The following is a 14,634-nucleotide window of genomic DNA, read 5'->3' on the forward strand; positions in this document are numbered from 1 at the left end:
GCGCCGTGTCGAAACGAATCTCGTTGGTTTTGGGCGGATTGGCGCTGGCCAGTTCGGTCGCGTCGGCGGCGGCCGCGGATCTCGTGCTTGGCACCCACCGCATCCCGCTGTCGGCGACGACGCAATCGGCCAATATGGATGTACAAACCGGCGAGTTGCGGGTGCTGGCTGCGGCGCAAGCGGGCGTGGCCGGCGATGGCTGGTGCCCGCCTGATCTGGCCGCGACACCGGCGGTGACGCATCCACAAGTAGTCTTGCAACTTCCTAATGGCGGCAACTATCGGATTGGTCTCGCCGATGCCAACGTCGAGGTCGCGACTAACGGCGATGTCATCGTGCACTCGCTGCACCAATCTGGCTTTCAGGGCGATGGTTGGTGTCCGCTGGATCCAAGCCTGGTGACGGCGCTCTCGGCTGATCGCAGCATCATGTATCCCGGTCGCAATGTGTATCTGAATTGGACGAGCTCGGGTGCCGTCTCTTGTGACACCAGCGGTTCCGTGTTTCCTGCCGGTGTCACCAGTGTGCCGGGCTGGACCGGCAGCGTGTCGACCCAAGCAACCGGATTCGCGGTGCAGCTCGATGTTGCAGGTTACTATCAACTGCGCGTCAATTGTGAGGCGGCCAACGGTGATCGCTTTGGCCGTGCCGTGTTTGTTACGGTGTTGCCCGCGCCGGATTGTTCGGGCGAGCATGCGCCGCCAGCGCGGTTTACGCGCGCGACATCGTTCGTCAATACCGCGAATCTGCGCGTATCGGGCAACCAGGAATGGCCCGTTAACGCGACGTTGGACTTGACCATGTGGAATCCGCCCCTGCCGGGTCAACTGACGACTGGCGGGGTCAATCGCTCGGTCCTGGGCTCGTTCGGCACATTCGTCGGCGACACGGCAGTGGTGCCGATCTCGTCGAGTGGCTACGTGGCGTTTCGAATCGACACCGGTGGTCAGGCGAACAAACTGGGCTCAATCTCCAGCGAACAGCCGGGCGAGAATTCGGCGCCGATGTTCATGACGATCTCGCCCTGCCCAGGCGATTTCGAGCCGCAAGAAATGCGATGTCGATCGAACTATGGCATCGCCGCAATGGGTTGGCGGACCACGCCCTCCATGCCCGAGTCGTATTGTCCGATGCAACCTGGGCTCGATTACTACTTGAACGTCGCGTTCCGCAATCCGGCCAACGGCATTTCTGATTGCACCTTTGGGACGTGTTGGTGGCTTCTGCACCAGAATTGTCAAACCGGCTGCAACTGAGCGGCCGCTGACCATCGGACGTTTTCTGCAATACTGTCCCTGATCGGCAGCAATGCGTTGCCGATGAGGCACCGAGCGCGTCAGGGACCCATTTGCCCATGTCCGATCAGGAATCGTTCTGGTGGATGTTGATGCCCGACTCGACGACGGCGGACACCGCGCGCGCGCCCACCTTGCAGCATTCGACCGACACCGACGTGCCGCTTCTGAATCCCGGCATCGCCAAACTGTTCGCGGCGGTCTTTGACGATGGCGTACCGCCTGGCGTGACGGCGGTGGTCGAATCTGCTGCCTGGCAGATGTGTCCCGTGCCGAATGCGTACGACCTCCGTGCCGCGTTGGTTGCGAGTGGTGCCTCGGAGCAACTTGGCAAGCGTGCCAAACGGCGACTGGATCGGCAATTGCCCACTCGTTTACTACACGCGCAACCGGTCGTAGGAGCACCTTCTGATACCAGTTTGAGCCTCAGTGCGCTGATCGATGCCGCGGGCGCACACGAGGCACTCGTGCTGCACCCGACTGGCGGCCCGGTCGCGTTTCTTCGCGAACAATGGCCAGCCTTGCGACAGTTGGCACGGCAACGGGAATCGAAACGAAGTCGTCAGGCAGAACTCAAGTCTGCGCTCGAAGCGATCGCAGCGCGGGATCGCGACGCGATTGAAACACGCCAGTTTGTGATTCCGACTGCGACCTGGCCGCTCGACGATCACGCGACCGCCAACCGGGTGTTGTGCGTCCGACTCGCGCAACCCGGTAACACCATCACGGGCGCCGACTTGCTCGAGCGCTTGGCCGCTCGCGACGACTATGCGACCGTTGCCTTCAACAGTCGCGATGACTACCAGCGCGAGCGGGATCTGCCGATGGTGATATGGGGCCCTGCGGTCGCGCGCACGCTGTTGGCCGGGCAGTCGGCATTGGACTTGGAGGCACAATGCCCTGGTGTCTGGTTGGAGAAACTCTACGACTACGATCGTTACCTGTTGCCGAAACGCCTGCAACGGGTGCGCATGCAGGATCGCGAATTAGCCCGCCGGTGTCTCGATCTGATGGATGCGCATCAGGACGCGTTCGCAGCCGGGCTGGCGGCAAGCCCAAATCGATACTTCGAGCTCGGGCAGATGCTGAGCCCGGCTGGCAACTTGTTTCTTAGACGCATCGACATGACCCTGGATCAGGCCTGGTGGGCGCATCTCTGTCGCCGCGCAGAGCGCATCACTCGTACGCGCTTTCTGGTCGGTGTCTGGTAACGCGCCCGTATCGTCTGACGTGGGCGAGCCGTCCTCGGTCCGCGCGATGGACCCAGTGACATTGCGCTGACTCGGTCGTACCGGGTCAATAGCGATAGTGCCTGTCTTTCAGCAACATCTGGCCACTCGGCTATCATCAGTCCAGGTTCCCTTCGAAGAGTCGCGACCTTGAGTCACTCCCGCACTGGTTGTTTCGTCCGAACGCTGATGCTCGGTGTGCTGAGCGTTGGCGTTGTCAGCAACCCGACGGCTGCAGCGTCCGTGCCGAAGCACGCGCGATCGCTGGACCTGCCACTGGACACCGAAACGCTGGCGGCGTTGCCGCAAAGCACGATGCGCGCCCAGATACACGGTCACACGATTGAATGCAGCGGTGTGACGCTGGTCGATCTGCTTCGGCACCTCAAGGTCTTGCCAGTCGACGGTAAGCCCGACGCTGCCGTGCTTGATCAGTATCTGCTCGTGCAGGCCCGCGATGGCTATCGCGTGGTGTTTGCGGTAGCGGAACTCGATCCGGCCACGGGTGACCGCCCGGTACTGCTCGCGAATCAGTGCCAAGGCAAGGCGCTGGATGATGCCGAAGGTCCGTTGCGACTGCTTGTGCCGGACGATCGCCGCGCAGCCAGAAGCGTTCGCCAGATCAGTCGGATTCAACTGCTGGACGCCCCGGACTGACTGCCTGTGCCTATTCGATTCGTGCGTCGTTGCCTGCTCGGGCTGCTGGTTTGGTTGGTGTTCGGGATCGGGCACGCCGCCGAGCCGATCATTGTGTTTGCCGCCGCGAGCCTCAAAGAGTCACTCGACGAAGCGGCCGCCGCGTATCAACAAGCAACGGGCCAGGAGGTCGTGGTCAGTGTTGGTGGCAGCGCCACGCTTGCGCGCCAGATCGAGCAGGGCGCGCCCGCGCATTTGTTTGTGTCGGCGGATCGGGAGTGGATGGATTGGCTGCAAGAACGCGAGATGATTGATCCCGATAGCCGCGTCGATCTCCTTCGCAACGAACTCGTGGTGATTGCACCGGTAGGCCGCGTCGCGAGAACCATCACCTGGGACGCTTTGCCGGCCTGGGTGCGTCAACTGCCGGAGTCCGAACGGGTGGCGCTGGCCGAGACCGACACGGTACCCGCTGGTCGGTACGCGAAAGCGGCGCTCCAAGCGCTGAATCTCTGGTCGGCGCTGGCCTCGCGGCGAGTCGAAACCGAAAACGTGCGCGCTGCATTGTTGCTGGTTGCACGGGACGAGGCAGCTTTCGGCATCGTGTATCGCACCGACGCGATGGTCGAGCCTCGCGTCAGCGTGTTGACGGCAGTGCCATCGAACCAGCATCCCGAGATTGTTTATCCCCTCGCTGCGGTGCGCGCTAATTGGCATCCGGCAAAGGCTGACTTCGCCCGTTGGTTGCAGTCACCCACTGCGCAAGCGATGTTCCGGCGGCACGGCTTTCTGTTGCCCTGAGCGCATGAACTGGCCCCTAACCGACGCCGAACTCACCGCCATCAGCCTGAGCCTGAAAGTGGCGACCGTGGCCGCGCTCGGCAGCTTGCCGCTCGGCGTGGCGACCGGTTGGTTGCTGGCGCGCCGGCAATTTTTGGGCAAGAGCGTGCTCGATGCCCTGATCCATTTGCCCTTGGTGTTGCCGCCTGTCGTCGTGGGCTACGGACTGCTCGTGTTGCTTGGGCGTCGCGGCCCAATTGGCGCCTGGTTGGAGCAATGGTTTGACCTGCGCCTGGCGTTCAACTGGAAAGGGGCGGCGCTGGCGAGCGCGGTCATGGCATTTCCGTTGATGGTGCGGGCAGTGCGGTTGTCGATCGAGGCGATCGACCCCAAACTCGAAGCCGCGGCGCGGACGCTCGGGGCGAGTCCCATGCGCGTGTTTTGGACCGTCACATTGCCACTGGCCTGGCCCGGCGCCATTGCGGGGGCGGTGCTGGCATTTGCGAAGGCGCTTGGCGAATTTGGTGCCACGATCACGTTCGTGTCGAGTATTCCCGGCGAAACCGAAACCTTGTCTGCGGCGATGCACGCGCTGCTGCAAGTCCCCGGTGGCGAAGCGCAAGTCTGGCGCTTAGGCGTTCTGGCCGTGTTGATCTCGCTGCTGGCCATGCTTCTTTCAGAATGGCTGGTGCGCCGCCTGAACCGCGGGGAGGCGCGCTGATGTTCGATCTCGACATCCGCTTGCAGCTGGGTCGCTTTGAACGCGAACTAATCGTGCAAAGCGACGCGCCGGTATTGGCACTGACGGGGTATTCCGGTTCGGGCAAAACGTCTGTCCTGAACGCCGTTGCGGGGTTGATCCGGCCGACCCGGGGCCACATTCGGATCGGATCACGCCTGCTGTTTGATGCCAGCCAAGGCATCGACGTGCCGGTGCATCAGCGTCGTATCGGGTTTGTCTTTCAGGACGCCCGTCTGTTTCCCCATTACTCCGTCCGGGACAATTTGTTGTATGGCCAACGCGGGGCAGTTGTCGCCAAAGCGGCGCGCTTTCAATTGGACCCACTCGTCGAACTGCTCGGCTTGGAGGCACTCTTGCCGCGTCGCCCGGTCAACCTCTCGGGCGGCGAAGCCCAACGGGTCGCCATCGGGCGCGCCTTGCTCGCCCAGCCAGACATTTTGCTGCTCGACGAGCCTTTATCTGCTTTGGACCGTACGCGGCGCGAACGATTGCTCACCTTTTTCGAGACACTTCGCGATCAGTTCCGGTTGCCGATCATCTACGTCAGTCACGCGGCCGACGAGGTTCGGCGGTTGACGACTGCAATTCACGAGTTTGACAGCTGAAAGCCGGCGCAAACCGCTGCCAAACCGCTCCCGGCGAAGGTAGCGCTGAACGCATGGGATATGGCGTGCGACGTGCGCAGTTTTACCGATTCTGAACGTGAGTCATGGCAAAACCGCCGTTGGTCCGGGAGTCCGGAACCAACGTGCACGCGCGCTCTGTGTGGTCTCGGTGGCATTGCTATCGAGGCCTACGCCTTGCGTCTGCACCCACAACAAGCACAGCCAGACTGTGTCGACAGAACTTTTCTTCGGAGTGAATCATACCTATGAACTACCTCAAGTATGGGCTGATCGCCTGCCTCTGCCTGCCGGCAGCTGCAAGTGCGGTCGACGGCTTTATTCGTATCGATGGGCGCGACTACCTCATCGAAATCAGTAGCCTGACGCACTGGAACCACAGCGCCAAGCGGCTCGATCTGACGACCACGAGCCTCGGCACCTGCCAGCGCCCGAATGGTGATCCGCCGTTGCCTGGACCAATCACGGTTCGCTATGGCGTGGGTCCGCTTGAACTCTACGCGGCCGACCCCATCCAAATGCAAGCTGGAACGCCGCAAATCCGCGTGACGTCTGTTTCGGGCGATCTGGTGTGTGCCGGTGCCATCCAACCCTTATTTGGGGATGGCTTCGAATGAATCTGAGTCTCCGAAGCGGCCGCGCCGCCACGCTTGTCCTGCTGCTCGTCGTGTCCCATCTGCTTCCGGCAGCAGATTTGGTGATGGGCACGTATCGCATCCCCTTGTCGAACACCGACCCGGATGTTCAAATCGATCCACAGAATGCCACCGTCTCGGTCGCTGCGGCCGCGAGTGCCGGTGTCATTGGTGATGGTTGGTGCCCACCCGACGTGCTCGGCTCGATTCCAGCGCCGGCGCCGTATGTCGAGATCCGCAAGAACAGCGGTGGCATCCATCGCATCTCCATTGACCCAACCAAGACGCGGCTGCTCGCAAACGGCGACGTGGACGTCACGCCATTGACCGTCGGCGGTCGACAGGGAGATGGCTGGTGCCCGGCAACGGTCACATTCACCAGCACGCTGACGATCAGCAACAGTATTGCCGCAGCGAACGTCACCCCGCGCACCTTGGCCTGGGCCACCGTTGGTGCCGCCAGTTGCAACACCACCGGCACCGTGTTTCCGGCAGGCGTCACGACTGTCTCCGGCTGGCCGCTGAGCGGATCAGTTCCCACGAGTAGTACCGGCATTAGTGTCACGGTGCCTGACGGCGGCGCGTACACGTTCCGGATCAACTGTCTGTCCGCCACCGGGGGTGTGTTCACGCGGCAGGTGTCGTTGAACGCGGTGCTGCTCAGCGCTTGTACCGACACGCATGCGCCGCCAGCGGGCCGTTCCCGCATGACCAGCTTCAACAATGTCACTGGGCCCTGGAATACCGGCAATCGCGAATTCAATTTGAATCAGGTTCTCGATACGACACGTTGGGATCCGGCGTTGCCTGGACAACTCACCTCAGCGGGCGTCAATCGATCGGTGATCGGGTACTTTGGGCGGACCCTTGGCGACACCGCGTTGGTGCCGGTTGGTGCCAGTCAATACATAGCGATGAAAATAGTGACCACCGGTATGCCCGCGGCGTTTGGCGCGATGTCGTCGGAGCAACCTGGGCAGAACGCGGCACCGCTCTTGCTCAGTTTCTCGCACTGCCCAGGGGACTTCGCGCCGACTGACAGTCGATGCGTGTCGGACTACGGCATCGCGGCAATGGGCTGGACGTTTGGCTCGACGCCGAACACCTACTGCCCGTTGATCGAAGGCGTTGACTACTACCTCAACATGGCCTTTTTGAATCCGACCGACAACAGCAGCGATTGCACCGTCGGCACTTGCTGGTGGCTGCTGACGCAGTCTTGTCAGGGCAATTGTCGGGCTGTTCCGTAGTCGTCGATCCCGTTGCACTGAGGAGCCTCTGAACAAGTTCAGAGGCGACGCGGGCCTTGGATGGCCCGCCCAGGATCGAGCACGTCAGTGCTTGATTCTGGCGCAACGAGTCCGGACCCGTGCCGGATTCGTTGCGGGTCTGAAAGTCCAGGATGGACTTATTCAGACCCTCCCTAAGGCGGGCGGTCCACAGACCGCCTGCCACGAGGCGTCAGGCCGGGAAATACGGCGGGCGCCTTGATTCATGCCTTAAGAGTTGAATGCGGTTTGGCGCTCGATCAGCGTGCGGCGGGCAGCAACCGCGCGTACGCGTTTGCATCAAATCCGACAATGCGCACGTCGGCACTGAACACCATGGGAACGCCGCTACCGCCCAGCGCCTTGAACTGCTGCGCGATCGCCGGGTCGTCGACATCGAGTTCGTGATAGCGAAGTCCGTGCTCTTGGAAGAACTCGCGGGCTTTGGCGCAATAGGGGCAGGTCTTGGTCGCAAAGAGCACTAAGTCGCTCTGGTGCGGGGCCAGTACCGTGCGAAAGTCACCGTGAACCACGGGCTCAGGTTCTGATGCCTTGGCAAGGCCGATACGAGCGGCGTAGCCTGCTCCGAGTCCGACCGAAACAAACAGAACAAATAGAAAGATACCTTTTAGCGTTTGAGTCATGGCAGGCTCGTCTGAAATTGCGCGTGGTGGGGGCAGATTGGCTTGGTGGTATTGATGGTGCAGCGCTCGAACGAGGACCAAGCGCTGCAGCGCTTGGTCCTTTGCAAGCGGCTTATTAGAAACAGCACATGCCGCGACAGGACTGGTAGCTCCCACTACCGGACAAGCAGCCGCTCATGCAGGCTGAGTAGTTCGGGTTGTCGCACTCGAAATAGCGCGCTTGAACAGGCTGGGTGCTGGCAAATGCAAAGCCGAAAGCCAGAGCGGCGGTTGCCATCAACGATTTGATCTTCATGTTTAACTCCTGATTGAGTGGTTTGTGCAGGTTGGCGCGACTCGGATTGCGTTCCGAGTTGCGTGTGTGCCACGCCGAGGCGTGCAAACGGGCTACGACCTGCCGCTTAGACCGGTCCGAACCTGTCCATCCTGGACTTTCAGAACCGCGGCGCCGCTGAGCTTCTTCAGAGGCGTCCTAAATCGGTGGCCACAGGCCCGCTTGGAAAGCGCAACACGGAAATTCGTCACGCCAGCGCTCACCGAGATTGCAATATCGAGACCGGGAGTATTTGAAGATGCTCAGAGACGGTGCGGGCCATGGATGGTCCGTCAAGCATCAAGTACGCAAGTGTATGACTCAGTGTGGGTCTGAAAGTCCAGAATGGGCCTCTTCAGGTCGACACAAATTGATCGACTTCGTCGATGGGTTCGGCGCGATCAGCATGACCAAGTGGCATTGGCGATCCGTGCCTGTGGTCTTTGGATGCGCACGCGAAGCGGATTCTCGCGCTGATCTCGTTGCGATGGCGCCGTGACAGATCGCACGCAAGGCGAGGTCAAGGTCCTTGCAAAGTCGAGAGCCAAATATGCAAGCGCCGCCAACCATGAGTCGGGTTGGCGGCGCGACAGGACCTCGGGACGTCAGATTGACGCTTGAGGTTTTGTTGTCAAGGCGAGCAGGTGAGGTACACCGTTTGCGTACCGACGCTCCCGGATGTGCTCGTGACCGTCAGGGTCACCGAAGCGACGCCGCGCGTCGTGGCGCACGCAAAGCTGGCGTTCTCGTTGTGGTCGCCATAGATGTACATCACCACCCGGCCAGATTTGGTCCAGGTGTAGGTCAACGTGCCCGGCACCAGCTTGTCGGGCTTGGCCTCACAGTCAGCAGAATCGCCGTAGGAGTAGCACTTCATGTAAACCGGGAACGAATCGCCATTGTTGACGCACAACGTCTTCGGTTCCGAATCCGGACAGATTGCCTTGTACAGATAAGGCGTGGTGCCGGTTGGGCAGATCGGCTCATCCTTGCCCAACGTGCATGGTGGCGGATTCTCGGGGATTTCTGGGACTTCCATCTCTGTTGCAGCGACGTTGCCGATCAGCAGCATGGTTGAAAGCAGGCTTACAACGATTGGGGTTTTTCTTGGAACGTGGCGCATGGTTGGTTCTCTTGTTGGGTGCCCAGAAGCGGGCAAGATCGAAACACGTAAATTGGGTTGCTCAGCGCTCACCGGGTCGACACGGGACCGGTAGACGCGGCGACATCGTTGATGCCACAAAGCAAATCCCGAAGGTTCTGACACGACGCCTTCTGGAGGCTCGCGGAACAGGCAGTGCTGCTGTTCAAAGGAGCAGGCTGATGGGCGTTGGCGCAATCAACGCTCCAAAACAAATAATTCGCCCAGGCGCCGTACTCGGCGTGGTCGCCGGCTGGTATGTCACTGACTCGGACAGGATCATTGGGGCGCGAGAACGCGCGCAACGCGTCGCGCAAGCTCTGGTCGGTTCCGGCTTTGGCCAACTCGCGCGACAGCTGCAGACGGAAGAGATTGATCACCGCGCGCTGTGACGCCGAGTCGGATTCCGCGCCAGCGATCGCGGTTCGAAACTCCGACACGACGTCTTCTCGTCGTTGCTTGGGGCGCGCAAGCGCGAGCGCCAGGTTGTAGTGAGTCCGATAGGTCATCGGATGTTCCAAACCCAGCGTGGGTTCAAATCCCTGCAGGGCCATTCGCTGATATCGGGCTGCCAGCTCATTTTGTCCCAGGCGCTGACAGGCGGCACCGACGCGCGCTGCGGCGAGCCCGGCAACGGATGTCTGAATACCGATCTGAGTGCGGATATCGTTGACCACGCGCGCGCCGTCTTCGCACAGTCGTTCATGGTCTCCGGCCGTGTCCATGACCTCCAGCCGCGACAGCTGCAATTGTGCCTTGACTTCCTGACGATCCGGAAACGCGCGGCCATAGAGATGCTCTGCAATCTCAGTGCGTTGCTCGGCGCGGTCCAAGGCCCCGCCCTCGGCGATCGCGATCGCAAGCTTCGACTGTGCAAACACCCATTCGGAACCGCCAAAGGGCAACTTGGGGAGCGCTTGCTTCAGCAAGAATTCGGCTTCTGCCCATTGTTTGTCAGCCATCGCGATCCGTCCGCGGACAATCAGGGCCGGGCCGGAATCGCGTTCAGCAGAATCGAGGCGGCTTAGATAATTTCGGGCAACCGAGACATACGTCTGCTCGACCTCGGCTCTCGCGAGCTGCAGCAGCACGCGATTTCGATCCGGATGTGCTTCCCGTTCGGCGATCGGCAACGCCCGATCCAGCAGGCGCGTGGCGGGCTCGGAGATCCCCAATGCCAATTGGGCTTCGGCAATCGTTGAAGCCAGGCTCACAAATGCCTGGGGGTTCTTTTGTTCAAGCGGCGCAATGGCGTCAACGGAGCGATCGAGAATGTCGCGGGCCGTCGTCCGGTTGCCAGCAAGACCGCTGGGGTCGGCCGACCGAAACGCCTCCTCCAGCACCGAAAGCGTGGTCTGTGACAGGTCGCGTTCGGCACGAATGCGCTGATTCTGAATGATGGTGACGACCAATGCCGAACTGATCAACGCGATCGCCAATGCAGTGATCGATACCGCAAGCCGATTTCGGGCAATGAACTTGCGCAGACGATACGTGTGGCCGCCGCCAGCGACGCTGATGGGTTCGTTGGCGAGAAACCGGCCGAGGTCGGCTTGCAGTTGCTCGACGCTGCGATAGCGGCTGTCGGCCTCTTTGCGGAGTGCCTTGGCCACGATCCGCTCCAGATCATCCGGAATCGACTCCGACACACCGCCCGCCCGACGGTCTTGGCGGCTCCGCATGGCAGGCGGCGGTACGTTCAATACCAGGCGTTCCAATTCACCCGGACGGCGGTCGCTTTGCTCGAACGGCAAGCGCCCGGCAATGAGCTCGTAGAGCAAAACGCCCAATGCATAGACATCCGTTGCAATCGTCACCGCACCGCCTAGAATTTGTTCAGGCGCTGCTGAAATGGGCGTAAACGTGCGCTCGTGGGTGACCGTGCGCAGCGATTCGGTATCCAGCGGCTTGGCAATCCCAAAGTCCAGGAGCTTGACGCAGCCGTCCGGTCGCACCAGAACATTGTCGGATTTGATGTCACGGTGAATGACAAAACTGCGGTGCGCATGCGCGACGGCATCCAGGAGGGCCATGAACAGTTGCAGGCGCCCGCGCAACGGGAGATCTTGCTGGCGCGCATACTCGGGCAGCGGGATGCCGTCGACCAACTCCATGCTGATGTAGGCCAGTCCTTCATGGGAGCCGGCATCGACAAAGAACGCGATGCCGGGATGATTCAGGCGGGCGAGGATGCGGCGTTCACTGGAGAAGCGCTCAGCCAGCGAGCGATTGAACCGCTCCGGGCGAACCACCTTCAGCGCGACCAGTTGTTCTGGAGATTCGAGGTTCCGGGCTTTGAACACGCGCCCCATTCCGCCGCTACCCAGTTCGGCAACAATCTCGAATCGACCGATGCGCCGACCGATCCAGGACTGGCGTTCCTGTTCGGTCAGATCATCGAGCGCGGCGTCAAATGCACGCTGCGTGCGAAGTTTGGCGAGGCGGGTTTCCCGATCGAGCAGATCAAGCGCGTCACCAAGCAAGTGCGGGGCGTCGGCAAGCTCGCTTCGGGCCACGTCGGCCCATGCGGACTCTGGATGTTCGACTGCGGCATCAAATGCCGCACGGATTCTTGCGAGGTCTTCAGGAGACATCAGGAATCTGATTGGTCTCAAGCTCTTTGGACAACCAGTTGCGCGCAAACCGCCAATGCCGGCCGACCGTCGCCTCGGAAATTTGGCACGTCTGCGCAATCTCTTCGGCACTGAGGGGCGTGAACAGTTTCAACTCGACGATCCGAGCGCAAACCGGATCCATCGCGGTGAGCTTGCCGAGCGCCTGATCCACCGCGATCCAATCGACCGCTTCCGCAGCCACCGCCAATTCCGACTCCTGCTTGAAATCGGCGAAGTCCACAAACAGTTTGCCGCCGCCCCGTTTGCCGGCAAAGCGCTCGCGCAAATAGTCGACCACTACCCGGCGGACAACGGTTGCCGCAATCGCAAAAAAATGCTGGCGGTTGTGCCATGTAAAGTGCTGCTGGTCGCGCAGTCGCAAATAGGCTTCGTGGGCGAGTTCGGTGGCGCTCAAGGTCAAGCGTTCATGCTGGTGCTTGATCTGGCTTTGCGCGAGCTGCTTCATCATTGGGTAGATATGACGAATCAACGCCGCTTCGGCATCGAGATCGCCGGCGCGCCAGCGATCGAGTAGCACCGTGATGGCAGGTTCCTGGTTCGTCACTGGCATTACCCCTTTTAGTCCTGATCAATATCGCAAACGCCTTCGGAGCGTTTGAACCAGTCCAGCTTGATGGTCAGACCGGTCATGAGCGCGGTAGCGGTCCGGCCGATTCCGATGTGCCTATTATCCACGCATTTCGGCTGCGCAGCCCAACGCGAGGCAACGGGAGCTGAAGCGCCTTGGGGTTAGCGGTGGATCGATGTGCCCGCGGTTTGGCCACAAATGAAGTTGGAGCTGATCGTCTGCAGTCGGTTCATTGGCACACGGTAGTAAGGCGATGCGCCGAGACGCGGCAACCGAACGCCGATCACGCTCGAGACGTTGCGAAACGTGCCAAGCCCGTCAGCACCCGTCTGGTGGCCGAGAAGCGATTGCCAAAATGCGCGATGCCATCAGCCCGAAGGCGCGGTGCATGCTCGGCAAAATAGCGATCCAGCGACTCCTGATTTTGCGCGTGGTAGTGCATGACAAAGCACGGGTTGCCGCTTGGATCTGCTTCCGTGTAGAGATCCGCACCCGTGAACCCGGGCAGGTTGATGATCTCCTGAATATGGGGGGTGAGCCAGGCGCGATACGCGGGTTCGATCTCAGGCTCAATCACGACGCGCACTTCGTAGACGATCATAGGTTCACCAGACTCGACAGCACCAACGCGACGAGTCCAAAAATCAGCATGAACAGGTAGCACCAGGAGATCAGGCTGAACTTCACCAGCGTCATGATCCAACCCTGGCCATAGATGCGCTTCTGCGACATCAGCAGATAAATCGGAATCCAGAGCCACGTGATACCGGCAAACAAGCCGGTCAGGTTGCCGATCCAGGGCGCTGTCGTGGCGGTCCAATCGCCGAGCTTGATCATCAACGCAATCACGCAGATCGACAGGCAGATGAAGCTGTGACTGTGCAGCGCCACAATCAAGTGCTCCATATAAAGCCGGCGCTTGAACACGTAGAACACTTTGAGCAACAGTGCGAAAAACGGCAGCATCAGCGCAAGCACCGTAGGGGCTTCGGCAAAGATCTCCTTGACGTACTTTTGTGGCTCGCGGTTGACCACCTCGACATTCCGGATGCCGGCGGCGACTTTGTCGTTCAACCAAGCATTGCCCATGTCACCGAGCCACGAGATGTGCACGGGATTCTTGGTCGGGTGCCAGGGCGAGCCGTCCATGAGCATAATGTCATGCGGGTTCGGATTGTCGGGCGTAACGGCCTTGGTGTTTGCTGGCGCCCCAAACAAACCCACGCGTGGTTCGGAGTCAGCAGCTTTGGGCGCCGGTGGTTTCGAGCTGAACGTGACAATGGGCCCTGTATCGGCTTCGTCTTCACCCGGCTCGGGCAGCATGCCGGCGACTTCGGCAAGGGCTTGGTCACCGGCAGACGGTTCCGCGCCGGCCTTCGTCTTCGCAGCCTCCGCTTCGGCGGCGATGGCGGCTTTCGCTTTCGCCTTTTTCCGCTCAAGCGCAAATTCAGCCCTGATCTCCTCGACCGCTTTTTGGTACTCGGCGGCGGGCATGAATGCCTTGGCGGCTGCCAACCCGGCTAGCGCCGTGCGTTCAGCCGTGTCGACATCGTCGATCGATTTGGGCTTGCCGGAATCAACGCCGTCCGCTTCGTTGTCGAATTGGATGAAGCTGTTGCCCGGAGCCCCATCATTGTTCCAGGCAACCAGCATGAACGCGACCACGCTGAGGAAGAAATAGAGTCGGAGCGGTGTCACATAGCGCACACGCCGGCCGGCGAAGTACTCGGTCGTCAAGTGGCCCGGCCGGAGAAACAGGGGACCGAGCGTGCGCAGCGTCCGCGAATCGAAGTTCAGGACGCTGTCCAGAAAGTCGCCCACAATGCCACTAATGTGGCGAATCCAACCTTTGCGCGGCTGCCCGCATTCGTAGCAGAACTCGCCGAGCAGTGGCGAGCGGCAGTTCAGACACAGCGGGCCAGGTGCCGGCGATGGCGCGGTCGCCACCGCTGCGGTGGCGGGATTGGCTTCGGGCCCAGCAGCAATCGATGTGCTGGATGCGGGTTCCGGGTTGGGCGCGACGTCGTTCATGGGGCGATCTTCATGGCTTTCGCGTTGCCGGGCAAGCGCTGATGGACTGATCCAGCCGCCAGGCAGGTCCCAAACGCGGCCATTCACGCATCC

At 61.0% G+C, this 14,634-nt stretch carries 15 protein-coding genes; 8 read left to right on the forward strand and 7 right to left on the reverse strand.

The window, feature by feature from the left end; all coding sequences use genetic code 11:
• The first annotated feature begins 5 nt into the window (after nt 1-5).
• The 8 genes from C7S18_RS00940 (at nt 6) to C7S18_RS00975 (ending at nt 7,190) form a co-directional block, all read left to right on the forward strand.
• Nucleotides 6-1,256: a hypothetical protein gene (locus tag C7S18_RS00940; protein WP_146151694.1), complete on the forward strand. Its 1,251-nt coding sequence runs from the start codon at nt 6-8 to the stop codon at nt 1,254-1,256.
• Between the two features lie 98 nt (nt 1,257-1,354).
• Nucleotides 1,355-2,506 carry a hypothetical protein gene (locus C7S18_RS00945; RefSeq protein ID WP_106889779.1) on the forward strand — a complete coding sequence of 384 codons (1,152 nt, stop codon included), beginning with the start codon at nt 1,355-1,357 and terminating at the stop codon, nt 2,504-2,506.
• Nucleotides 2,507-2,674: 168 nt separating this feature from the next.
• Nucleotides 2,675-3,181 (forward strand): molybdopterin-dependent oxidoreductase, encoded by a 507-nt coding sequence (locus C7S18_RS00950; RefSeq protein ID WP_146151695.1) that lies wholly within the window; start codon nt 2,675-2,677, stop codon nt 3,179-3,181.
• Between the two features lie 6 nt (nt 3,182-3,187).
• The gene (modA, locus tag C7S18_RS00955) at nt 3,188-3,961 is read left to right on the forward strand and encodes a molybdate ABC transporter substrate-binding protein (RefSeq protein WP_240623955.1); all 774 of its coding nucleotides are present in this window, start codon (nt 3,188-3,190) and stop codon (nt 3,959-3,961) included.
• Between the two features lie 4 nt (nt 3,962-3,965).
• Complete coding sequence (gene modB / locus C7S18_RS00960; protein ID WP_106889782.1) at nt 3,966-4,661, forward strand: molybdate ABC transporter permease subunit; 696 nt, start codon at nt 3,966-3,968, stop codon at nt 4,659-4,661.
• On the forward strand, nt 4,661-5,287 hold the full coding sequence (locus tag C7S18_RS00965) for an ATP-binding cassette domain-containing protein (RefSeq protein ID WP_106893867.1): 627 nt from the start codon (nt 4,661-4,663) through the stop codon (nt 5,285-5,287). The genes modB and C7S18_RS00965 overlap by 1 nt, the downstream gene beginning before the upstream one ends.
• 266 nt (nt 5,288-5,553) lie before the next feature.
• Nucleotides 5,554-5,922 carry a hypothetical protein gene (locus C7S18_RS00970; RefSeq protein WP_106889783.1) on the forward strand — a complete coding sequence of 123 codons (369 nt, stop codon included), beginning with the start codon at nt 5,554-5,556 and terminating at the stop codon, nt 5,920-5,922.
• On the forward strand, nt 5,919-7,190 hold the full coding sequence (locus C7S18_RS00975) for a hypothetical protein (protein WP_106889784.1): 1,272 nt from the start codon (nt 5,919-5,921) through the stop codon (nt 7,188-7,190). Before C7S18_RS00970 ends, C7S18_RS00975 begins: the two co-directional genes overlap by 4 nt.
• A gap of 278 nt (nt 7,191-7,468) precedes the next feature.
• Here C7S18_RS00975 and C7S18_RS00980 read toward each other — a convergent pair whose 3' ends face one another.
• From C7S18_RS00980 to C7S18_RS01010, 7 genes are all read right to left on the reverse strand, one after another.
• A complete protein-coding gene (locus tag C7S18_RS00980) occupies nt 7,469-7,852 on the reverse strand; it encodes a glutaredoxin family protein (protein ID WP_106889785.1) in 384 nt (127 codons plus the stop codon).
• A gap of 115 nt (nt 7,853-7,967) precedes the next feature.
• Nucleotides 7,968-8,147 carry a hypothetical protein gene (locus tag C7S18_RS00985; RefSeq protein WP_106889786.1) on the reverse strand — a complete coding sequence of 60 codons (180 nt, stop codon included), beginning with the start codon at nt 8,145-8,147 and terminating at the stop codon, nt 7,968-7,970.
• A 649-nt stretch (nt 8,148-8,796) separates the two neighbouring features.
• Nucleotides 8,797-9,288 (reverse strand): hypothetical protein, encoded by a 492-nt coding sequence (locus tag C7S18_RS00990; RefSeq protein ID WP_146151696.1) that lies wholly within the window; start codon nt 9,286-9,288, stop codon nt 8,797-8,799.
• Between the two features lie 68 nt (nt 9,289-9,356).
• Nucleotides 9,357-11,900: a serine/threonine protein kinase gene (locus C7S18_RS00995; protein WP_106889788.1), complete on the reverse strand. Its 2,544-nt coding sequence runs from the start codon at nt 11,898-11,900 to the stop codon at nt 9,357-9,359.
• On the reverse strand, nt 11,890-12,492 hold the full coding sequence (locus C7S18_RS01000; RefSeq protein ID WP_106889789.1) for an ECF-type sigma factor: 603 nt from the start codon (nt 12,490-12,492) through the stop codon (nt 11,890-11,892). The genes C7S18_RS00995 and C7S18_RS01000 overlap by 11 nt, the downstream gene beginning before the upstream one ends.
• A gap of 301 nt (nt 12,493-12,793) precedes the next feature.
• Nucleotides 12,794-13,111 carry a DUF4286 family protein gene (locus tag C7S18_RS01005; protein ID WP_106889790.1) on the reverse strand — a complete coding sequence of 106 codons (318 nt, stop codon included), beginning with the start codon at nt 13,109-13,111 and terminating at the stop codon, nt 12,794-12,796.
• Complete coding sequence (locus C7S18_RS01010; RefSeq protein ID WP_146151697.1) at nt 13,108-14,541, reverse strand: DUF3667 domain-containing protein; 1,434 nt, start codon at nt 14,539-14,541, stop codon at nt 13,108-13,110. Before C7S18_RS01010 ends, C7S18_RS01005 begins: the two co-directional genes overlap by 4 nt.
• Nucleotides 14,542-14,634 lie beyond the last annotated feature (93 nt).

Source organism: Ahniella affigens, assembly GCF_003015185.1.
Lineage (GTDB): Bacteria > Pseudomonadota > Gammaproteobacteria > Xanthomonadales > Ahniellaceae > Ahniella > Ahniella affigens.